Genomic DNA, 20,626 nt, shown 5'->3' on the forward strand with positions numbered 1-20,626 from the left:
AGGGCCGCCGACCGATGGAGATCGATCTCGTCACCCTGGTCCTGCTGGGGATCGTGGGGCTGGTGGCCGGGTTCTTCGACGCGATCGCGGGCGGCGGCGGCCTGATGACCGTGCCGGCGCTGCTGCTGGCCGGGCTCGACCCGGTGAGCGCGGTCGCCACCAACAAGCTCCAGGGCGTCTTCGGCACGGCGTCGGCGACGCTGTCCTTCGCCCGGGCGGGGAAGATCGCCTGGGCCGAGACGGCTCCGATGGCCGCCATGGCGGCGCTGGGCTCCATGGGCGGCGCCCTCGCCGTGCGCGTCCTCCCGGGCGACGTGCTCGCGGGCGTCATCCCGATCCTGATGATCGCTATCGCAGCCTATTTCGGGCTTGCGCCGAAGATCCGCGACGAGGACGCCGAGCGCAGGATCTCGCCCCTGGCCTACGGCCTCACGGTCGCGCCGATCGTCGGCTTCTATGACGGGTTCTTCGGGCCGGGGGCCGGCTCCTTCTATATGATGGGCATGGTGACGCTCCTGGGCGCCGGGATCGTGCGCGCCACCGGCGCGACCAAGCTCCTGAACGTGTCCAGCAACGCGGCCTCCCTGCTGCTGTTCATCCTGTCGGGGCTGGTGGTCTGGCCCGTCGGCCTCGTGATGGCGGCCGGGTCCTTCACGGGCGCGCAGCTCGGCTCGCGGCTGGCGATCCGCATGGGGGCGAAGCTCATCCGGCCCCTCCTCATCCTGGTCTGCGTGGCGGTGGCGGTGCGACTGCTGGCGGACCCGGCCAATCCGCTGCGCCGGGCGGCGCTCGGCTTCTGAGCCGAAGCCCGGCTTTCGCGTCGCTGCAGGCCGTTGACGCTGGGCGAGGCAGCGTGTAGAAGCCCACCACCATGAGCAGCCGGTCGTCTGTCCGCGCTGGCCCATCACTTTTCACACGGAACACAGCGCGGCTTGCGACCCGGCACACGATCGGTCGGCGCGCAATGAGGACGAACTGATGGCCAATACACCTTCTGCCAAGAAGGCCGCCCGCAAGATCGAGCGCCGCACCGCCGTGAACCGCAGCCGCCGCTCGCGCATGCGCACCTTCGTCAAGAAGGTCGAAGAGGCGATCCGCGCCGGCGACAAGTCGGCCGCCGCCGAGGCCTTCAAGGCCGCCGAGCCGGTCCTGGTCCGCGCCGCCCAGAAAGGCATCGTGCACCGGAATACTGCTTCCCGGAAGGTTTCGCGCCTGTCGCAGGCGATCAAGGCCCTCGGCGCCTGACCCAATACTCCGGACGGCAAACAAACCCGGCCTCTGGCCGGGTTTTTTGCGTTTTGAGGCCTGTCCGGTCGAACGTTGCACATCCGCCGCACCGGACCTGAAGGCGCCGAGACGGGTCTCCCAGACGGGTCTTTTAACTTGACAAGCGAGTCCGCCGGACAGCGTCGGTCAAGCTCCTCTCAAGGCCTTCATCGCGCAGAAAAGCGGCAGTCGTTTCAGCATCTTAGTCGCCAAAGGGTCTGCGCGGGCATGAATCCGGATCGTTGTCGCATCAGCGTCATGACGGTCGAAAAAAATCTGAGGACCGAAGTGCGCTCAGCCCGCGAAGCAACCGGCTTAAGGAATCGTGAACTGAGTCAACAATTTGGTGATGCGACGCCTGGGGCGGGCCAGCAGGCGGCCGCGCCGGCGGGCGCGAACTTGGCCCTATCCGCAAGCTCCCTGAGTTGCAGCCCCGGGGGGGCCTGTGTAAGGTCACTTCACGCCGGGACGAGCTCCCGGCTTTCCAAGAGTTGGCGGAGAGACGCGAGCCCGTAGCTGGGCTGTGGCATTTTTTTGTCTGGGCTCGAAGCTGTTTTGTTGATCAGGTCACGTAAACAGGGATGTCGGAACCAAGAAGACAACGGGACACTTTCCATCACTAAAGAGGAAAGGGATCTCTGGACATGCGGCGACTATCAAAGGCTTGGCTGTTTTTGCTGGGCGAGGGGGCGATCATGGCTAGCGGCAATCATTCTCTTCGGCGCTGCTTGACGGCGCTTGGATCCTGCGGCGGCGATCCGCCGAACCTGGGCCGGCCCATCGGCCCCTTCCGGCGCTAGGCGCCGACCGGCTCGTCGGAGCCCTTCCTTCGGTTTCAGACTGCATTCGCCAGGGACGCTGCCCGTTCGACGGGCCGGCGCATGGCCACACGCGAGATCACGATGTTTCAAGCATTCGAGCGCGATGCGAATTTCGAAACGACGCCGGGCGTAGAAAACCCCCAGGTGGAGCGGGAAGAGGCCTGGGATCGGGTTCGTCGGCGGCTTCGGGCGGAGCTGGGCGACGACGTCTTCTCCAGCTGGTTCGGGCGACTCGATCTGGTCGAGATCGTCGAAGGCGTGGCGCAGCTCTCGGTGCCCACCCGGTTCCTGAAGAGCTGGATCCAGGCCCACTATCTCGACCGGGTCCGGACGCTGGTCACCACCGAATGCGCCGGGGTGGCGCAGATCAACCTCTTCGTCCGCGGCGCGCAGCGCCCGCCGCTCCGCGTGGCCGCGCCGCAGCAGCAGGACAACGCGCCGGCCGCCAAGTCGTCTCCCGCTCCGGCCCGCCTCGCCGCCGCTCCCGCCTCGGCGTCGTCCCAGGCCGAGCGCCTGCAGCTCGCCGTCGCCGATGCGGACGGCCTGCAGGGATCGCCGCTCGACAAGCGCCTGACCTTCTCCAGCTTCCTGGTCGGCCGCTCCAACGCCCTGGCGCACGCCGCCGGCGAGCGGGTGGCGCGGATCGAGGCCGGAGCGGCGCCGCTCTACAACCCGCTCTACGTCCACGCCGCCGTCGGCCTGGGCAAGACGCATCTGCTGCAGGCCGTCGCCCATGAGGTGATCGGGTCCGGCAAGCGCGTCATCTACCTGACGGCGGACCGCTTCATGTACGGCTTCGTCGCGGCCCTGAAGGCCCAGACCGCCATCGCGTTCAAGGAGCGTCTGCGCGGCATCGACCTCCTGGTCATCGACGACGTGCAGTTCCTGCAGGGCAAGTCGATCCAGCAGGAGTTCTGCCACACCATCAACGCGCTCATCGACGCCGGGCGGCAGGTGGTCATCGCGGCCGACCGCCCGCCGGCCGAGCTGGAGAGCCTGGACGAGCGCGTGCGCTCGCGCCTCGCCGGCGGCCTCGTGGTCGAGATGAGCTCCCTCGACGAGCAGCTCAGGGTGAAGATCCTCGACACCCGCATCGCGGCCGCCCGCGTCCACCATCCGGGCTTCGAGGTCAGCCCGGCGGTGGTGGGCTATGTGGCCCGCATGATCACCACCAACGGGCGCGATCTCGACGGGGCGGTGAACCGCCTCCTCGCCCACACCACGTTGTCCGGCCAGCTTCCGACCGTGGAGTCGACCGAACTGGCGATCCGCGATCTGGTGCGGTCCCGCGAGCCCAAGAAGGTGCGCATCGAGGACATCCAGAAGCTCGTCGCCACCCACTACAATGTCAGCCGCGCCGACATCCTGTCCTCGCGCCGGTCCGCCGGCGTGGTGAAGCCGCGGCAGATCGCGATGTATCTCTCCAAGCAGCTCACGCTGCGGTCGCTGCCGGAGATCGGGCGGCGGTTCGGAGGCCGCGACCACACGACCGTGCTGCACGCCGTGCGCAAGATCGAGGGCGCGGTGCAGGCGGATCCGGGCCTGCGCGACGACGTCGAACTCCTCAAGCGCATGCTGCAGGAGTGATCGGGGCGCCGCCGCGCCGCACGGCCCGAATCGACCGGGGATAAGCGCGGCCGGCAAGCCGCCCCCGGGCTTGCGGTCGGCTGATCGTCGCGGCATGGTGCTCGGCCCACGGACGGGCTGACCCGGCCGCCGATACACGAGCAAGCGCAGGTTGGACCATGAAGGTCACAGTCGAACGGGCCGCCCTTTTCAGGTCCCTCGGGCATGTCCACCGGGTGGTGGAGCGTCGGACCACGATCCCGATCCTGTCCAACGTCCTGATCCGCGCGGAAGCGGGCGAGCTCAGCCTGCGGGCCACGGACCTCGACCTGGAGGTGACGGAGCGCCTGGGCGCCGACGTCAGCCAGCCCGGCGCGATCACGGTGCCGGCCTATGTGCTCTACGACATCGTGCGCAAGCTGCCGGACGGCGCGCAGGTCTCCCTCGAGACCACCGGCGACACCGGCCAGGTCACCATCAAGTCGGGCCGCTCGCGGTTCACCCTGCAGGCGCTGCCGGAGACCGATTTCCCGGACCTGGCGGCGGGCGAGATGGGCTTCCGCTTCAAGGTGGTCGCCGGAGAGCTGCGGCGGCTGATCGAGAAGACCCAGTTCGCGATCTCCACCGAGGAGACCCGTTACTACCTCAACGGCATCTATCTCCACACGCTGGAGTCCGGCGGCAAGCCGGTACTGCGCGCCGTGGCCACCGACGGCCACCGCCTCGCCCGCGTCGAGACCGCGGCGCCGGAGGGCTCGGCCGGGATGCCGGGCGTCATCGTGCCCCGCAAAGCGGTGTCGGAGATCATCAAGCTCGTAGACGAAGCCGGGGAGGCCGTCGAGGTCGAGCTCTCGCCGACCAAGATCCGCCTCACCATGGGGCCGGTCGTGCTGACCTCCAAGCTGATCGACGGCACCTTCCCGGACTACCAGCGCGTCATCCCGTCCGGCAACGACAAGGACCTCGTGGTCGACAAGGCGGAGTTCGCCGCGGCGGTGGACCGCGTGTCGACCATCTCGTCGGAGCGCGGCCGGGCCGTGAAGCTCGCCATCGGGGATCGCCGGCTGACGCTGTCGGTCACCAATCCGGACTCCGGCTCGGCGACCGAAGAGATCGAGGTCGACTACGACGCGGCCCCGCTCGACATCGGCTTCAACGCCCGCTACCTGCTCGACATCACGGCGCAGCTGGAAGGCGACACCGCGCTGTTCAAGCTCGCCGACCCGGGCTCGCCCACGCTGGTGCAGGACCGGGAGGGCGCGGCGGCGCTCTACGTCCTGATGCCGATGCGGGTCTGAGTCCCGCCCCTTCTCCCGGCCAGGCGGCTGCGCGCCGAGCGCCGCGCAGCCCCGTGTCGCACGACGCGGCGTCGCGCCAGGGTTGCGGCCCGGTCGGCGGCGGCGCATGTGATGGACCATGAGCGCGCCGCTTCACCCCGTTCCCGACATCGCCGCTCCCGGCGCGCCTGCGCCGGCCGGCGCCCATGTGGCGCGCCTGCTGCTGTCCGACTTCCGCAGCTATCGGACGCTGGACCTGCCGGTCGCGGGCGGCCTGGTGGCGCTGACGGGCGAGAACGGCGCCGGCAAGACGAACATCCTGGAGGCGCTGTCGCTGTTCACCCCCGGTCGGGGGCTGCGGCGCGCGGAGCTGTCCGACATGGTTCGCTCCGGCGCGTCCGCCGGCTTCGCGGTCTCGATCGAACTCGCGACGCCCCAGGGGGACGTGCAGATGGGCACGGGTGTGGAGCGGTCCGAGCCGGACGGCTCCCTCTCGCGGCGCTGCCGCATCGACCGCGCGCCGGCAGGTTCGCCCGCCGCCTTCTCCGAGCATCTGCGGGTGGTGTGGCTGACGCCCGCCTTCGACGGCCTCTTCGCGGGGGCCGCCGGCGACCGCCGCCGCTTCCTCGACCGGCTCGTGCTGGCGGTGGACAGCGAGCATGGCGGCCGCGTCAACGCGCTGGACCGGGCGTTGCGGTCGCGCAACCGCCTGCTGGCCGAGGACCGGCTCGACCACGCCTGGCTCGACGCCGTCGAACGCGAGGCGGCGGAGACCGCCGTCGCGGTGTCGGCGGCGCGGCGCGAGACCGTGGAGCGCCTCGCCGCCCTGATCGCGGCGACGCGCGACGACGCCTCCCCGTTCCCCTGGGCGGCGATCGCGCTGGAAGGTCCGCTCGAGGCCGATCTCGCCCGCCGCCCCGCGCTGGACGTGGAGGACGCCTATCGCGACCTGCTGCGCGAGTCCCGCCTGCGGGACCGCGCCGCAGGCCGCACCCTGGTCGGCCCCCAGGCGGCGGACCTCGTGGTCCGGCATGGCCCCAAGGACGTCGCCGCCGCCAGCGCGTCCACCGGCGAGCAGAAGGCCTTGCTGATCGGGCTGGTGATCGCGCATGCGCGGCTGGTCGCCGCCATGACGGGGCTCGCCCCGCTGGTGCTGCTCGACGAGATCGCCGCCCATCTCGACCCGCGCCGCCGTGTGGCCCTCTACGAGACCCTGGCCGGGCTGGGCTCGCAGGTCTGGATGACGGGCGCGGACGCCTCCGCCTTCGCCGGGCTGCCGAGCGGCGGCGAGACCTTCGAGGTGACGCCGGGGGCGGTCCGGCCCATGACGGCCGCGTCGTGAACGGGCGCGCCTGCCAACCTGGTCCGGGCGGCCATGAAATCGCCCCCACGAAGCCCCATATGGGATAAGAGATTTGCTGGGTTTCGGCGATGCTGCGCCGTGACGGGCCCCCGGGCCCGCCGCGGCGGGCCGAAGCCCGGCCGGAGCGTGCGGAGGCGGCCGCTCCAGACTATGATCCGACAGCCGAATCAGAGCGTTCGAGGACATCCACCCCCATGGCAGAAGCAGCCCGCCGCGAAGAGCCGGAAAACGTTTATGGCGCGGACTCGATCAAGGTCCTCAAGGGCCTCGACGCCGTCCGCAAGCGCCCCGGCATGTATATCGGCGACACCGACGACGGCTCGGGCCTGCATCACATGGTCTACGAGGTCGTGGACAACGCCATCGACGAGGCGCTCGGGGGCCATGCCGACCTGGTCACGGTGACGCTGAACCCGGACGGGTCCGTGACGGTCACCGACAATGGCCGCGGCATCCCGGTCGACATGCACGAGGAAGGCGTCTCGGCGGCCGAGGTCATCATGACCCAGCTGCATGCGGGCGGAAAGTTCGACCAGAACTCCTACAAGGTTTCGGGCGGCCTGCACGGCGTCGGCGTCTCCGTCGTGAACGCGCTGTCGCAGATGCTGAAGCTGCGCATCTGGCGCAACGGCTTCGAGCACGAGATGTCGTTCACGCATGGCGTGGCGGATTCGCCCCTGCGCGTGCTCGGCCCCTCCGACGGCAAGCGCGGCACGGAGGTCACCTTCCTGCCGTCCGAGCAGACCTTCACGATGGTGGAGTTCGACTACGCCACCCTGGAGCACCGGCTGCGCGAACTCGCCTTCCTGAATTCGGGCGTGCGGATCGTGCTCACCGACGCCCGCCACTCAGAGGTGGTGCGCGAGGAGATGCTCTACGAAGGCGGCCTCGAAGCCTTCGTGCGCTATCTCGACCGGGCCAAGTCGCCGATCATCTCGTCGCCCCTGATGGTGCGCGCCGAGCGCGACGGCATCACGGTCGAGGCCGCGCTGTGGTGGAACGACAGCTACCACGAGAACGTGCTCTGCTTCACCAACAACATCCCGCAGCGCGACGGCGGCACCCACCTGGCCGGCTTCCGCGGCGCGCTCACCCGCCAGGTGACCGGCTATGGCGAGAGCTCCGGAATCACCAAGAAGGAGAAGGTCGGCCTCACCGGCGACGACTGCCGCGAGGGCCTGACCGCCGTCCTCTCGGTGAAGGTGCCCGACCCGAAATTCTCGTCGCAGACCAAGGACAAGCTGGTTTCGTCCGAGGTGCGCCCCGTCGTCGAGAACTGCCTGAACGAGGCGCTTGCGACCTGGTTCGAGGAGCATCCCGCCGACGCCAAGGCCATCGTCAGCAAGGTCGTGGAGGCCGCCGCGGCCCGCGAAGCCGCCCGCAAGGCGCGCGAACTCACCCGCCGCAAGGGCGCGCTCGACATCGCGTCCCTGCCCGGCAAGCTCGCCGACTGCCAGGAGCGCGATCCGTCCAAGGCCGAGCTCTTCATCGTCGAGGGCGACTCGGCCGGCGGCTCCGCCAAGCAGGGCCGCAACCGCGAATACCAGGCCGTGCTGCCGCTGCGCGGCAAGATCCTCAATGTGGAGCGCGCCCGGTTCGACAAGATGCTGTCCAGCCAGGAGATCGGAACGCTGATCACCGCGCTGGGCACCGGCATCGGCAAGGAAGAGTTCAACGCCGACAAGCTGCGCTATCACAAGATCATCATCATGACGGACGCGGACGTGGACGGAAGCCACATCCGCACCCTGCTGCTGACGTTCTTCTTCCGGCAGATGCCGGAGCTGATCGAGCGCGGCCACATCTTCATCGCCCAGCCGCCGCTCTACAAGGTGACGCGCGGCAAGTCCCAGCAATACCTGAAGGACGAGCGCGCCCTGGAGGACTACCTCATCGAGCAGGGCGTCGACGGCGCGCTGCTGCGGACGTCCAGCGGCGAGGAGCGCACCGGCCGCGACCTCAAGGCGCTGGTCGAGGAGGCCCGCATCGTCCGCAACCTGCTGAACGGGCTGCATTCCCGCTACGACCGCTCGGTCGTCGAGCAGGCGGCGCTGGCCGGGGCGCTGCACGCCGTCACGGACGAGCCCGCCGCCGAGGCGAACGCGGTCGAGGTGGCGCGCCGCCTCGACCTGATCGCCGACGACATCGAGCGCGGCTGGACCGGCCGGGTCGAGAGTGGCGGCTACGTGTTCGAGCGCACCATCCGGGGCGTCAGGCACTCGGCCGTCCTCGACGCCCATCTGCTGGCCTCGGCCGACGCCCGCAAGCTGGACGAGCACGCCGCGCCGCTGCGCGAGGTGTTCGCCGCGCCCGCCCTGCTCAGCCGCAAGGGCGACGAGACGCAGGTCGCGGCCGCGGTCGGGCTGTTCGACGCCATGACGGCGGTCGGCCGCAAGGGCCTGACCCTGCAACGCTACAAGGGCCTCGGCGAGATGAATCCGGAGCAGCTGTGGGAGACCACGCTGGACCGCTCGATCCGCTCGCTGCTGCAGGTGCGGGTGAAGGAGGTCGCCGACGCCGACGACATCTTCACCAAGCTGATGGGCGACGTGGTCGAGCCGCGCCGCGACTTCATCCAGTCGAACGCGCTGTCCGTCGCCAACCTGGACGTCTGAGCGCGCCGCGCGGGGACGCCTGCCGCGCCGCGATCCGACGCGGAACCAAAGCCAAGCTTGAGCGTTGGAGCTCGATGCCCGAGGCCCGCCATCTGACGCGGGCTCGGGCGCTCAAGCGGGGCTCCCCATTCCCAATCGGCTGCCAATCCTGTCTCTGGACGTGCGAGGGCGCGCATGCGCGCTCCGGGCCTCCGCCGTGCGCGAGGTGCTGCCGCTGCCGCGCCTGCACAGGCCGCCGGAGGCGCCGGCGGCGCTGGCGGGCTTCATGGATGTGGGCGGCGCGGTCATTCCCGTCGTGCGGCTCGACGTCCTGCTCGGCCTTTCCGGCGAGGACGACGCGGACCTCTTCTACGGGCATGTGGTGCGCCTGCGGCAGGACGCGGCCGGCGGTCGCGTCGGAATGCTGGTCGACCGAGTCACGGCCATGCGGAGCGTCAGCCCCGACGATCTCCTTCCTGTGCGGGACGACCAGAGCCTGAACGGCCTGGTGGAGGCCGAGATCAGCGACGACGGCGCCCTCACCTCGCTGCTCGCCGCGGATCGGCTGCTGCTGGAGCATGAGCGAGCCGCCCTGGCGCAGTGGTCCCGCCGCGCGGCCGAGCGGGCCGCCCAGTGGTCGCCGGCCCCATGATGACGACCCGAAAGCCCGGCGACGGACTGCTGCGCGACGAGGCCGCCTTCCGCATCCTGAAGGACGCGGTCGTGGCCCGCACCGGCCACCATTACTATGACGACAAGGACGACCTCCTCTGGGAGAAGCTCGCCAAGCGCCTGCGCGCGGCGGGCGTCCGGACCGTGCAGGATTACCTCGCCCGGCTCGGCTCGCCGGTGGCGGGCGAGGCGGAATGGAACGCGCTCGAAGCCGAGATCACGATCGGGGAGACGTTCTTCTTCCGCTTCGCCGAGCAGTTCGAGGCGCTGCGGCGCAACATCCTGCCCGCCATCATCGAGCGCAACCGCGAGACGCGGCGGATCCGCATCTGGAGCGCCGGATGCTCGACGGGCGCGGAGGCCTATTCGGTCGCGATCGTCCTGCGCGAGTTGCTGGGCGACGCCATCCCCGAGTGGAGCGTCGGCGTGGTCGGGACGGACATCAACGACGACGTGCTGGCGGCGGCGCGGCAGGCCACCTACGGGAAATGGACGCTGCGCTCCATGCCGGCGGAGGACCGCGCGCGCTGGTTCACCGCGCCCGGCCCCGACGGGCCCTGGACGCTGAAGCCCGCCTTCCGGGGCCTGGCGCATTTCGAGCGGCACAACCTCGTCAGCCTGGCGGAGGGCGCATCGCCGCTGCAGTTCACCGGCTTCGACCTGATCCTGTGCCGGAACGTGCTGATCTATTTCCACGCCGACGCCGTCGCCCGCATCGTGACGGGGCTGGCCGACTGCCTCGCGCCGGAAGGCTGGCTCCTGGTGGGGCACGCCGAGTCCAGTCCGGCCTTCGTCGGCGCGCTGGACGCGGTGGAGTTGCCCGGAACGATGGCGTTCCGGCCCAAGGGGGCGCTCCGGCCGGACAGCGCCGCTCCGGCCGACGTCCCGACGGCCCCCGCCCCCGTCGTCGCGCCCGACCGGCGCATCCGCCCCGGCCCGTCGCGGGCCGGCTCCGCGGCGGAGCGGGCGAGGCGGTCGGCGCAGCCGCCGCTTCGGCCCGCGCCCCTGCCGCAGTCCCTGGATCCGGCCCCGGCGGCGTCCGCAAGCGGCGCGGAGGCGCTGGCCCGCCTGCGCGAGACGGCGGACCGGGGAGACCTGGAGGGCGGACTGGCGCTCGCCGCCCGGGCGCTCGCGGCGGAGCCCGCCAACCCGGCGCTCTTCTACTATCGCGGCCTGATCGGCCGGGCGCAGGACCAGGCCGCCGAGGCCGAGGCGGCCTTCCGGCGCGCCATCTATCTCGACCGGTCCTTCGTAATGGCGCATTACCAGCTGGGCCTGCTGCTGACCGGCCGCGGCGATCTTGGCGGAGGCCGCCGCGCGCTGCGCAACGCCGCGGCCCTGGCGGCCGCCCTGCCGGCCGACGCCGAACTGCCGGAAGGCGACGGCATGACGGCCGGCGCCCTGCGCACCCTGGCGCGGCTGACCATGAGCCCCGTCGCATGAGCCCGAGCCGGATCCAGGCCCCCGCCCCGGACGGGCTCGGCCAAGAGCGCCGCGAGCGCATTCTGGACGAGCGCACGCGCGAGCTCGCGCTCCGCCGCCGCGTCCGCAAGGCTGCCCCGGAAGGCGCGCTTTATCTCGTCTGCACGGTGGGCCGGAACGTCTTCGGCCTGCCGCTGGCCTGCGTCGCGAGGGCCCTGCCGGCGCAGGCCTGCACGCCGGCCCCGCGCGCCTCGCCGGAGCTGCTGGGCCTCTTCGCCCACGAAGGCCGCACCGTGGCGGCGGTGGATCTCGGCGTGGCGCTCGGCGTCTCGGACCCGCGGCCCGGGACCTCGGCCGCGGGCTGCTTCGTGCTGACCCGCCAGGAGGAGCCCCGCACGGCGCTGCGCGTCGACGCCGCCGACGCCGTCCTGCGCCTCGCCCCGGCGCAGCGGCCCGAAGCCCTCGGCCGGGAGGCCGGGGCCGGCTACGTCACCGCCTATGCGGACCTGCCCTCCTCCGCCGTCCCGACGGTCGTCGCCCTGCTGGACGTCGACAAGCTGCTGCGCACGCTGTCCCAGTCGTCCTCGCATCCCGGAGTTTGAAAACGTGTCGGTCTCGATCGCAAACCGCATCCTGCTCGGGTTCTTGGCCGTGCTCGGCCTCATGCTGGCCCTCGCCCTCTACTCGCTGGGCCAGATCTCCGAGGTGAAGGACGCCAACGAGACGATCGTGAGCCGCAATATCACGATGCTGCGGCAGCTCTCGTCCATCCGCGACGGCCACAACAGGGCGCAGGACGCCCGCGAGGCGATCGTGACCCGCTCGCTGCTGCGTGCGCTGGGGCGCGACGCCGCCGGCGATGACGCGCTGCAGGCCTGGCGCCGCGAGACGACGGCCACCGAATCCACGCTGGCCCAGGCCGCCTCCTCGGCCGAGACCTGGCGGGACCAGGCGCTCAATCCCGAGCGGGCCGACGCTTGGCGGCGCATCGCGCTCGTCCTCGCCGACGCCGGCGCGGAGTATCGCCAGCTCCAGGCGGCCAGCGAAAGGCAGATCGCCGCCGCCCAGGCCAACGACGTGGCGGCGATCGCCGGGGCCGACCAGGCGATCGCCACCAGCCGGGTCAATTTCGGCCGGCTGATGGGATCCGCCGAGGACGTCATGAACGCCGCCATCGGGGCCGGGCAGCGGCGCGTGGCCGGCGTCTATGAGGAGAGCCGCGTCTCCATCATGGCGGCGCTCGCCATCGCGGCGGCGCTCGGGCTGCTGATCGCCTTCGCGATCCGCCGATCGATCACCCAGCCGCTGCACGCCTTCATGGCCTTCGTAGAGCGCGTCGGCGAGGGCGACCTCAGCGGCCGGACCGCCACGACCGGGCCGCACGAGATCGCCCGGCTGGGGACCACCCTGAACGGGATGGTCGAAGGGCTGCGCCAGCTCTCGCGCCAGAGCCGGGACGCGACCGAGAACCTCAACGCCGCCGCCGCCGAGATCCGGGCGTCCACGCAGGAACAGGCCGCCAGCGTCGAGGAGCAGCTCGCCGCCGTGCAGGAGACCGCCGCGACCGTGGACGAGATCACCCATGCGGGCGCGCAGATCGGCAAGCGCGCCCAGGAGGTGATCGCCTCCGCGCAGGCCACCGCGGTGACCAGCAACGCCGGCCTCAGCGCCGTCGACGAGACCGCCCGGGCGATGGACTCCATCCGCGACCAGGCGGAGGCCGTGGCCGAGAACATCGTGGCGCTCAGCGAGAAGACGCAGGCCATCGAGGAGATCACCTCGACGGTGAACGACATCTCCGAGCGCTCGCATCTGCTGGCGCTCAACGCCGCCATCGAGGCGGCGGGCGCGGGCGAGAGCGGGCAGCGCTTCGCCGTCGTGGCGGCCGAGATGAAGATGCTGGCCGACCAGGCCAAGGAGGCGACCGCCCAGGTGCGCTCCATCCTGGGCGACATCCAGCGCGGCATCAATTCGTCCGTCATGCTCACCGAGGAGGCGGTGAAGCGCGTCGCCGCCGGCAAGGAGCGGACGGACACGACGCAACGCACCATCGAGGAGATCACGGCGCGGGTCCAGGAGAGCGTCCAGACCTTCCAGCAGATCGTCGCATCCACCAACCAGCAGCAGCTCGGCATCGAGCAGGTGATGGGCGCCCTGCAGAACATCCGGCAGGCCAGCCAGCAGACCGCGGCCGGGACGCGCCAGCTCGATTCCGCCGCGGCCAATCTCAGCAGCCTGTCCCAGCAGCTGCTCGGACTGGCCGAGCGCTACCGGTTCTGAGACGCAGCCGCAGTGTCAGACCTCCACGCCCAGCTCCTGGCGGCCTTCGACGCCGAATACCGCGACCACCTCGCGGCGATCCGGCGTGAGCTCGCCCGGTCGGAGCACGGGCAGGGCGGCGACATCCGCGACGCGTTCAGGCGCGCCCACAGCCTCAAGGGCGCGGCCCGGGCCGTCGACCTGCCGGCCATCGAGGAGCTCGCGCACCGGCTGGAGACCGCCTTCAGCCGCGCGCTCGATAGCGAATTGGCGCTCGACCGCGCCGGCGTCTCGGTGATCGAGCTCGGCCTCGATGCGGTGGAGGCCTATGCGTCGGACGTCGCCGCAGGCGGCTCGCCGCGCTACCCGGACGCGGCGCTCGCGGCGCTGGAGGACCTGCTGGCCGGGCGCGCCGCATCCCTGGCGGCTTCCGCCGGCTCGCCGGCCGCGGACGAACCGGAACCGGCGGACGCCTCGCCGCAGCCGCTCGGGCCGGAGGGCCCGGAGCCCGGCAATGTCGAATATCTGCGCGTCAGCGCCGTCCAGATCGACGAGCTGTCGGACGCCATGCACCGGCTCTCGGACCGGATCCGGGCCGGCGACAGGGCGCTCGAGGCCCTGCCGCGCATCGAGGCCGAGATCGCCGGCTTGCGCCGGGACCTGGCGGCGGACCGGGGCGCGAGCGGCCGCGGGCCGTCGGGCGCGGGCGAAGCCGGGCGGCGCGTGGAGGCGCTGTCGCGGTCGGTCCTCGGCGTCAGGACGCTGCACAGGAACGCCGCCGTGGCGGTGGACCAGCAGGCCCGCCGCGTGCGGGACCGCATCGACCAGCTGTCGCTGGTGACGGTGGACACGATCTTCGGCGGCTTCGGACGCATCCTGCGCGACCTCGCCCGGAGCGAGGGCCGGGACGTGGAGGTTCAGGTCTCGGGCCTCGACCTGCAGGCGGACCGGCGCGTGCTGCAGGCGCTCAAGGATCCGGTTATGCACGTGCTGCGCAACGCCCTGAGCCACGGGGCCGAAGCCGCGCAGGACCGCCTCGCCGCGGGCCGGCCGGCGCATCTCTCGGTGACGCTGGCGTTCCGATCCCAGGCCGGGCGGCTGATCGTCGCGGTCCGGGACGACGGCCGCGGGCCGGACCTGCGACGCATCGAGGAGGTGGCGATCGAGCGCGGCCTGCTGCCGCGCCGCGCCGCGGACCAGCCCGCGCCGCCCGCCGACCATCTCCTGTCGCTCGTCTTCGAGCCGCAATTCTCCACCGCGCCGCAGGTCGACCGCATGGCGGGCCGGGGCATGGGGCTCTCGGTCGTGGCCGAGGCGGCGCGGCGCCTGCACGGCCACGTGATGCTGCGGCCCGGCCGGCCGCGGGGCGCGGAGGTCACGATCTCGGCGCCGCTGCTGGCCACGCGCCAGACTCTGCTGCTGGCGCGCGTCGGAGCGCGCGACGTCGGCCTGCCCACGCATGCGGTCGAGACGCTGCTGCGCCTGCCCGTCGCCTCCCTCCAGAGCGTCGAAGGCCGGCCGGCCGCCCGGATCCGGACGGGGGGTCAGGACATTACCGTGCCGGTGGTCGCCCTCTCCGCCCTGATCGACGCCGCCGAGACCCCGCTGCCGGTCGAGGCCGGCCACATCAAGGCGATCCTGCTGCGGCGGGGCGACAGACGGTGCGCGGTGGCGGTGGACATGTTCCTTGACGTGCAGACGGTGGTGGTGGGCGCAGCCCCCATGCGGGGACGCGACGCCTCGTTCGTGTCCGGCGCGGTGCTGCTGGACGGCGACCGGCCGGCGCTGGCGCTCGACCCTGAAGCCATCGTCGACCAGTGGCTGCGCGACCAGGCCTCCGTCTCGGGCGGGCGCTTCGGCCTGGCGGACCTGCACGCGCCCGCCGAGCGCGCCCCGGCCACGATCCTGGTGGTGGACGACTCGATCACCACCCGCACGCTGGAGAAGAGCATCCTGGAGGCCCAGGGCTACCGCGTCCTGCTCAGCGTCGACGGCCTCGACGCGCTGTCCCGGCTGCGCTCGGGCGAGGCGCTGGTCGACCTCGTCGTCGCGGACGTCGAGATGCCGCGCATGGACGGCTTCGGCCTGCTGCAGGCGATCCGCAACGACCCGGGCCTGGCCGACATCCCGGTGATCCTGATGACGTCGCGGGCCAGCCAGGAGGACGTCCGCAAGGGATTGGAGCTGGGCGCGCGCGCCTACATCACCAAGCAGAATTTCGATCAGCGCGAGCTGCTCGCCACCATAGGACAGCTGTTGTGATCGGCGCGGCGAAGCTCCCCGTCCGGGTGATGATCGTCGAGGATTCGCCGGTGGTGAGCCGGCTCCTGGCCCACATCATCGCGCGGGACCCGCGTCTCGAGCTCGCCGCCGTCGTCGAGACCGCCGAGGACGCGCTGCGCGAGATCCACCGGGTCCGCCCGGACGTCATCTCGATGGACATCCGCCTGCCCGGCATGGACGGGATCGAGGCGACGCGCCGCATCATGAGCGAGACGCCGACCCCGATCGTCGTCATCGCGGCCAGCGTGGAGGACGCCGCCCTCAAGATCTCGATGAACGCGCTGCGGGCGGGCGCGCTGTCGGTGGTCGAGAAGCCCGTGGGAATCTCCAACGCCGGCTATGAGGCGGCGGCCGAGAACATCTGCACGCAGCTCTACATCATGAGCCAGGTGCCGGTGATCCGCCGCCGCCTGTCGGCCGGCGCCGCTCCCGCCCGCCCGGCCGCCGCCGGCGAGGAGCCGGCGCGGGAGCGCCCGTCCATCATGGCGATCGCGGCGTCGACCGGCGGTCCGCCGGCGCTGGCCCGGATCCTCGGCGCCCTGCCGGCGTCCTTCCCGGTCCCCATCCTGCTGGTCCAGCACATGGGCGCGCCCTTCATGGCCGGCTTCGCGTCCTGGCTCGACGGCCTCACGCCGCTCTCGGTGGCGGTGGCGCGGCCGGGCGAGACGCCCGCGCCGGGCTGCGTCCATGTCGCCCCGGGCGACCGCCATCTCGCGCTGGGCGGCGACGGCGCCCTGCGCATCGGCGCCGAGCCGCCCGTCGGCGGGCAGCGCCCGTCGGCGAACACCCTGTTTCAGTCGCTCGCCGCGGTGGGTCCCCGGGCCATCGGCGTGCTGCTGACCGGCATGGGCGAGGACGGCGCGCGCGGCCTGGTGGAGATGCGCAAGGCCGGGGCCTACACGATCACCGAAGATGAGAGCACCGCCGTCGTCTACGGCATGCCGGGGGTCGCCATGCGGCTCGGCGGCTCACGGGCCAGCCTGCCGCTGGACCTGATCGCGCCGCGGCTGCTGCGGCTGGTCGGGAGGGACGCGTAATGGCCGAGCCGGCGCGCCCCACCATCCTGCTGGTCGAGGACTCCAGGACGCAGGCCCTCAAATTCGGCCACAGCCTGGAGGCGCATGGCTATGCGGTCGACTGGGTGGCGACCGCCGAGGAGGCGCTCGACCGCCTCAACGGCCCGCTGCCGGACCTCGTCATCGCCGACTACCACCTGCCGGGCATGAACGGCGACGGGCTGGCGCGCCAGATCCGCCTGAACGTCCGCACCCGGACGATCCCGGTGATGATGCTCACGGAGGCGCGCGAGCACGGCATCGAGCGAAAGGGCCTGGAGAGCGGCGCCGACGCCTATGTTCCGAAATCCGTCGCCGACGACATCATGGCGCTGCGCATCAAGGCGCTGCTGCGCCGGTCGGAAGCGCCGCCCGCCGCGGCCGAGCCCGGCCCCGCCGGGGCGTCGCGCGACCATGGCGCGTATCGCCGTCCCACGCTGCTGGTCATCGACCCGAGCGGGCGCGAGCTCGCCTTCCTGCGCGACCTCCTCACGTCGGAAGGCTACACGGTGGAGATGGCGGCCGGCGCCGAGGGCGCGCGCGACCTCGCCGGGCGAAGCGTCCCGCTGGACGGCGTCATCCTTGGCCTGTTCCAGGGCGCGGCGGCCGACATCGCGCTCTGCAAGGCGGTGGACGCCGTCCGCACCGGCCTGGACGGCGCCGCGGACGGTCCGAGTTTCCCGATCTTCGCCGTGCAGCGTGCGACCGACCCCCGCCGGGAGGGCCTCGCCGACATCTTCGCCAGCGGCGCCGACGACGTGGTGGCCGTCGACGTGGACGCCGACGTGCTGGTGGTTCGCATCCGCGCCCTCGTGCGCCGCAAGCTCGTGCGCGACGAGAACCGCCGCATCGAGCGCGAGTGGCGCGAGCAGCAGCTCGACCTGCAGCGGGCCCGGGCCGAGACCCTGGCCGCTGAGGCGCGCGCCTCGATGGCGGAGGCGCTGTCGAACGCCAACGCCGAGCTCGAAGCCGCCAACGCCCAGCTCAAGGACGCGCAGGCCAAGCTGGTCCAGGCCGCCAAGATGGCGTCGCTGGGCGAGCTCGTGGCCGGCATCGCGCATGAGATCAACAACCCGCTCGCCTTCATCCTGGCGCACCAGTCGACCGTAGAGCGGCTGCTCGGGCAGGCTTCGGAGGAGCTCGGGCCGGAGCTTCGCGCCGCGCCGGCCATCGAAAAGGCCAAGCAGCGCGTCACCTCCATGCGGGTCGGCCTGAAGCGCATCGAGGACATCGTGGCCAACCTCCGCAAATTCTCGCGCCTGGACGAAGGCGAGTTCCAGACCGTGGACGTGCCGGCCTCGATCGAGACGGTGCTGGCCCTCCTGGCCCACAAGCTCGCGGGCGGCGTCGAGGTGATCCGCCGCTATGAGGGCGACCGGGAGCTCTACTGCTCCTCGGCCCTGCTCAATCAGGTCGTCATGAACATCGTCGGCAACGCCGCGGACGCGATGGGCGGCCGCGGGACCATCCAGATCCGCACCGCCAGCGACGCCGAGACCTACACGATCGAGATCCTCGACAGCGGGCCGGGCGTGCCCGAGGAGCTGCGCGAGCGCATCTTCGAGCCGTTCTTCACGACCAAGCCGGTCGGCGCGGGCACCGGCCTCGGACTGGCGATCTCGTTCAGCGTCGTCCAGGCGCACCAGGGCTCCCTCACGGTCGGCTCGGGGCCGGACGGGGGCGCGCTCTTCACCATCACGATACCCAGGCGGAACCGGTCATGAGCATGCACGAAGCCATCGCGGCCGGGCGCGGGACCATCCTGGTGGTGGACGACGAACCGGACATCCTCGTCGCCCTCGACGACCTGCTGGGGGGCGACTACGAGGTCCTGTCCAGCTCCTCCCCGGCCGATGCGCTCGAGCTCCTGAGGGCCCGGCCGGACGTGCTCGTCATCGTTTCGGACGAACGCATGCCCGGCATGATGGGGCACGTCTTCCTGCGCCAGGCCCGTTCGGTCAGCCAGGCCGAGGCCATCCTGCTCACGGGCTACGCCGATCTCCCGGCGGTTGTCGGCGCGGTGAACGAGGGCGGCATCAGCGGCTATGCGCCGAAGCCCTGGGACCCGAACGCGCTGCGCAGCATGGTGGCGGGCGCGGTGGAGCGTCGGCGCCTGAAGCTGGAGCTGCAGACCGAGCGGGCGCTGCTGCGCGGGCTCCTCGACAACATCCCGGACGCGATCGCCTTCAAGGACGCGGAGGGCCGCTTCGTGCGCCTGAACGACCGCAAGGCCGCGATGCTGGGGGCCAGCCCGACCGACTGCATCGGCCGGCGGGAGGACGACTTCGTCGACGCCGATCGCGCCGCCGCCGTCGCGGCGGCTGAACGCGAGGTGGCCGCCACGGCCGTCTCCGCCGAGGTCACCGAGGAAGTGGCCGCCGAGGGGGGCCCGCGCTGGCGCGTGGTGACCCGCACGCCCATCATCGGCCCGACCGGCTCGGTCGACTTCATCGCCGCCATCGAGCGCGACGTCACCGAGCAGCGCAGGCTCGACGCGCGCCTGCGCCAGGCGGAGAAGATGCAGGCGCTGGGGACGCTGGCCGGCGGCGTCGCGCACGACTTCAACAACCTGCTCACCGCCGTGCTGGGGAGCATCGACCTGGCGGCGCGCCGGATCGAGGACAATCCCCGGGTCTCGCGCCTGCTGGCCAACGCCGCCTACGCGGCGCGGCGGGGCGCCAGCCTGACGCATCGACTTCTCAGCTTCAGCCGCCAGCGTGAGCTGGAGCCCCGCGTCGTCAATCCCAACGTCGTTCTGGCCGAGATGAGCGACCTGCTGTCGCGCACGCTGGGCGGCATGGTGCAGATCGAGAAGGACTGCGCACCCGACCTGTGGTCGGTGATGATCGATCCCGCGCAGCTCGAACTGGCTGTGCTCAACCTGTGCATCAACGCCCGCGACGCCATGCCGGAGGGCGGCCTGCTGACGCTCTCCACCCGCAACGTGGTGGCGGTCGAAGGCGACGAGCTGTCGCTCACGCCCGGCGAATACGTGCTCTTGAGCGTGCGCGACACCGGCTCGGGCATTCCGCCCGAGGTGCTCGCCCGCATCTTCGAGCCGTTCTTCACCACCAAGGAGGTCGGCAAGGGCACCGGCCTCGGCCTCTCGATGGTGTATGGCCTGGTGCAGCAATCGGGCGGGCTGGTGGACGTCGAGACCGCCCCGGGCGCCGGGACGGTGATGAACCTCTACCTCCCGCGCAGCACGGAGGAGCCGCTGCCCGACCTCGCCGTGGAGGACGGTCCGGCCCAGGCGCGGGGCGGCGTCCGGATCCTCATCGTCGACGACGACCGGGAGGTGCGCTCGGTGACGGCGCAGTTCCTGCAGGAGCTCGGCTTCGAGGTGCGGGAGGCGGTGTCGGCCGCCGAGGCGCTGCGGATCCTCGCGCAGGCCGAGCCGCCGGGCCTGGTCATCGCGGACGTCGCCATGCCGGAGATGAACGGCATCGAGCTCGCCAACCAGATGCGGTCCGACTACCCCAGGATCCCGGTGCTGCTGGTCACCGGCTATGCGGACCTGTCCGGAGCCCAGGTGGACTTCGCCATGATCCACAAGCCCTTCCAGCTTGAAGGCCTGAACCAGGCGGTCAGCAAGCTCCTCCGGGGCCGCCCGGCCGCCGGGTGATCCACGCCCGGACGCAAAAAGCCCCGGACCGCGAGGCCGGGGCTTTGACGCTCGTCTCGGATCAGCCGGTCAGATGGCCGACTGGATCCACTTGGTCAGGCCGCCCTTGGAGTCGGCGCCGACCTTCTGGGACGCGATCTTGCCGTCCTTGAACAGAAGCAAGGTGGGGATCGACCGGATGCCGAACTGGCCGGCGACGTTCGGGTTCTCGTCCACGTTCAGCTTCACGATCTTGACCTTGCCGTCCATCTCCTTGGCGATCTCCTCGAGCGCCGGGGCGATCATGCGGCAGGGACCGCACCACTCGGCCCAGAAGTCGACGACGACCGGCTGGGATGCCTGGAGCACGTCGGCTCCGAAGCTGCTATCGGTGACTTTCTCGGTCATGAAGCCTCGCAGGATGATCGTGGGCGCGGAGGAGTC

Annotated in this window: 15 protein-coding genes; 14 read left to right on the plus strand and 1 reads right to left on the minus strand. The window is 71.5% G+C overall.

The window, feature by feature from the left end:
• Positions 1–14: 14 nt before the first annotated feature.
• The 14 genes from ACYVO7_RS03080 (at position 15) to ACYVO7_RS03145 (ending at position 20,203) form a co-directional block, all read left to right on the plus strand.
• Positions 15–800, plus strand: a complete 786-nt coding sequence (locus tag ACYVO7_RS03080) for a TSUP family transporter (protein ID WP_460448365.1) — start codon at positions 15–17, stop codon at positions 798–800.
• Between the two features lie 178 nt (positions 801–978).
• Positions 979–1,245, plus strand: coding sequence for a 30S ribosomal protein S20 (gene rpsT, locus ACYVO7_RS03085; protein ID WP_406855910.1), 267 nt, complete (start codon positions 979–981; stop codon positions 1,243–1,245).
• A gap of 923 nt (positions 1,246–2,168) precedes the next feature.
• A complete protein-coding gene (gene dnaA / locus ACYVO7_RS03090; RefSeq protein WP_460448366.1) occupies positions 2,169–3,674 on the plus strand; it encodes a chromosomal replication initiator protein DnaA in 1,506 nt (501 codons plus the stop codon).
• 158 nt (positions 3,675–3,832) lie between these two features.
• Positions 3,833–4,951, plus strand: a complete 1,119-nt coding sequence (gene dnaN / locus ACYVO7_RS03095) for a DNA polymerase III subunit beta (RefSeq protein ID WP_460448367.1) — start codon at positions 3,833–3,835, stop codon at positions 4,949–4,951.
• 118 nt (positions 4,952–5,069) lie between these two features.
• Positions 5,070–6,272, plus strand: coding sequence for a DNA replication/repair protein RecF (gene recF, locus ACYVO7_RS03100; RefSeq protein WP_460448368.1), 1,203 nt, complete (start codon positions 5,070–5,072; stop codon positions 6,270–6,272).
• A gap of 215 nt (positions 6,273–6,487) precedes the next feature.
• Positions 6,488–8,908 carry a DNA topoisomerase (ATP-hydrolyzing) subunit B gene (gyrB, locus tag ACYVO7_RS03105; protein WP_460448369.1) on the plus strand — a complete coding sequence of 807 codons (2,421 nt, stop codon included), beginning with the start codon at positions 6,488–6,490 and terminating at the stop codon, positions 8,906–8,908.
• A 64-nt stretch (positions 8,909–8,972) separates the two neighbouring features.
• Entirely contained in the window at positions 8,973–9,539 is a 567-nt protein-coding gene (locus tag ACYVO7_RS03110; RefSeq protein ID WP_460448370.1) for a chemotaxis protein CheW, read from the plus strand.
• Complete coding sequence (locus ACYVO7_RS03115) at positions 9,536–11,002, plus strand: CheR family methyltransferase (RefSeq protein WP_460448371.1); 1,467 nt, start codon at positions 9,536–9,538, stop codon at positions 11,000–11,002. Before ACYVO7_RS03110 ends, ACYVO7_RS03115 begins: the two co-directional genes overlap by 4 nt.
• Positions 10,999–11,583, plus strand: a complete 585-nt coding sequence (locus ACYVO7_RS03120; protein ID WP_460448372.1) for a chemotaxis protein CheW — start codon at positions 10,999–11,001, stop codon at positions 11,581–11,583. Before ACYVO7_RS03115 ends, ACYVO7_RS03120 begins: the two co-directional genes overlap by 4 nt.
• Positions 11,584–11,587: 4 nt before the next feature.
• Entirely contained in the window at positions 11,588–13,261 is a 1,674-nt protein-coding gene (locus tag ACYVO7_RS03125; RefSeq protein WP_460448373.1) for a methyl-accepting chemotaxis protein, read from the plus strand.
• A gap of 12 nt (positions 13,262–13,273) precedes the next feature.
• Positions 13,274–15,502 (plus strand): hybrid sensor histidine kinase/response regulator, encoded by a 2,229-nt coding sequence (locus ACYVO7_RS03130; protein ID WP_460448374.1) that lies wholly within the window; start codon positions 13,274–13,276, stop codon positions 15,500–15,502.
• 29 nt (positions 15,503–15,531) lie between these two features.
• On the plus strand, positions 15,532–16,560 hold the full coding sequence (gene cheB / locus ACYVO7_RS03135) for a chemotaxis-specific protein-glutamate methyltransferase CheB (protein WP_460448549.1): 1,029 nt from the start codon (positions 15,532–15,534) through the stop codon (positions 16,558–16,560).
• The gene (locus ACYVO7_RS03140; protein ID WP_460448375.1) at positions 16,560–18,302 is read left to right on the plus strand and encodes an ATP-binding protein; all 1,743 of its coding nucleotides are present in this window, start codon (positions 16,560–16,562) and stop codon (positions 18,300–18,302) included. Before cheB ends, ACYVO7_RS03140 begins: the two co-directional genes overlap by 1 nt.
• The gene (locus tag ACYVO7_RS03145; RefSeq protein WP_460448376.1) at positions 18,299–20,203 is read left to right on the plus strand and encodes a response regulator; all 1,905 of its coding nucleotides are present in this window, start codon (positions 18,299–18,301) and stop codon (positions 20,201–20,203) included. Before ACYVO7_RS03140 ends, ACYVO7_RS03145 begins: the two co-directional genes overlap by 4 nt.
• Positions 20,204–20,272: 69 nt before the next feature.
• Here the strand turns inward: ACYVO7_RS03145 and trxA are convergent, their stop codons facing one another.
• Positions 20,273–20,590: a thioredoxin gene (gene trxA, locus ACYVO7_RS03150; protein ID WP_406855898.1), complete on the minus strand. Its 318-nt coding sequence runs from the start codon at positions 20,588–20,590 to the stop codon at positions 20,273–20,275.
• Positions 20,591–20,626: the final 36 nt, after the last annotated feature.

This window comes from Alsobacter sp. SYSU BS001988 (genome assembly GCF_054796215.1).

Bases quoted from the DNA above. Each gene is read 5' to 3' on its own strand.
- ACYVO7_RS03080 (WP_460448365.1), top strand. From the start codon at position 15: ATGGAGATCGATCTCGTCACCCTGGTCCTGCTGGGGATCGTGGGGCTG.
- rpsT (WP_406855910.1), top strand. From the start codon at position 979: ATGGCCAATACACCTTCTGCCAAGAAGGCCGCCCGCAAGATCGAGCGC.
- dnaA (WP_460448366.1), top strand. From the start codon at position 2,169: ATGTTTCAAGCATTCGAGCGCGATGCGAATTTCGAAACGACGCCGGGC.
- dnaN (WP_460448367.1), top strand. From the start codon at position 3,833: ATGAAGGTCACAGTCGAACGGGCCGCCCTTTTCAGGTCCCTCGGGCAT.
- recF (WP_460448368.1), top strand. From the start codon at position 5,070: ATGAGCGCGCCGCTTCACCCCGTTCCCGACATCGCCGCTCCCGGCGCG.
- gyrB (WP_460448369.1), top strand. From the start codon at position 6,488: ATGGCAGAAGCAGCCCGCCGCGAAGAGCCGGAAAACGTTTATGGCGCG.
- ACYVO7_RS03115 (WP_460448371.1), top strand. From the start codon at position 9,536: ATGATGACGACCCGAAAGCCCGGCGACGGACTGCTGCGCGACGAGGCC.
- ACYVO7_RS03120 (WP_460448372.1), top strand. From the start codon at position 10,999: ATGAGCCCGAGCCGGATCCAGGCCCCCGCCCCGGACGGGCTCGGCCAA.
- cheB (WP_460448549.1), top strand. From the start codon at position 15,532: ATGATCGTCGAGGATTCGCCGGTGGTGAGCCGGCTCCTGGCCCACATC.
- ACYVO7_RS03140 (WP_460448375.1), top strand. From the start codon at position 16,560: ATGGCCGAGCCGGCGCGCCCCACCATCCTGCTGGTCGAGGACTCCAGG.
- ACYVO7_RS03145 (WP_460448376.1), top strand. From the start codon at position 18,299: ATGAGCATGCACGAAGCCATCGCGGCCGGGCGCGGGACCATCCTGGTG.
- trxA (WP_406855898.1), bottom strand. From the start codon at position 20,590: ATGACCGAGAAAGTCACCGATAGCAGCTTCGGAGCCGACGTGCTCCAG.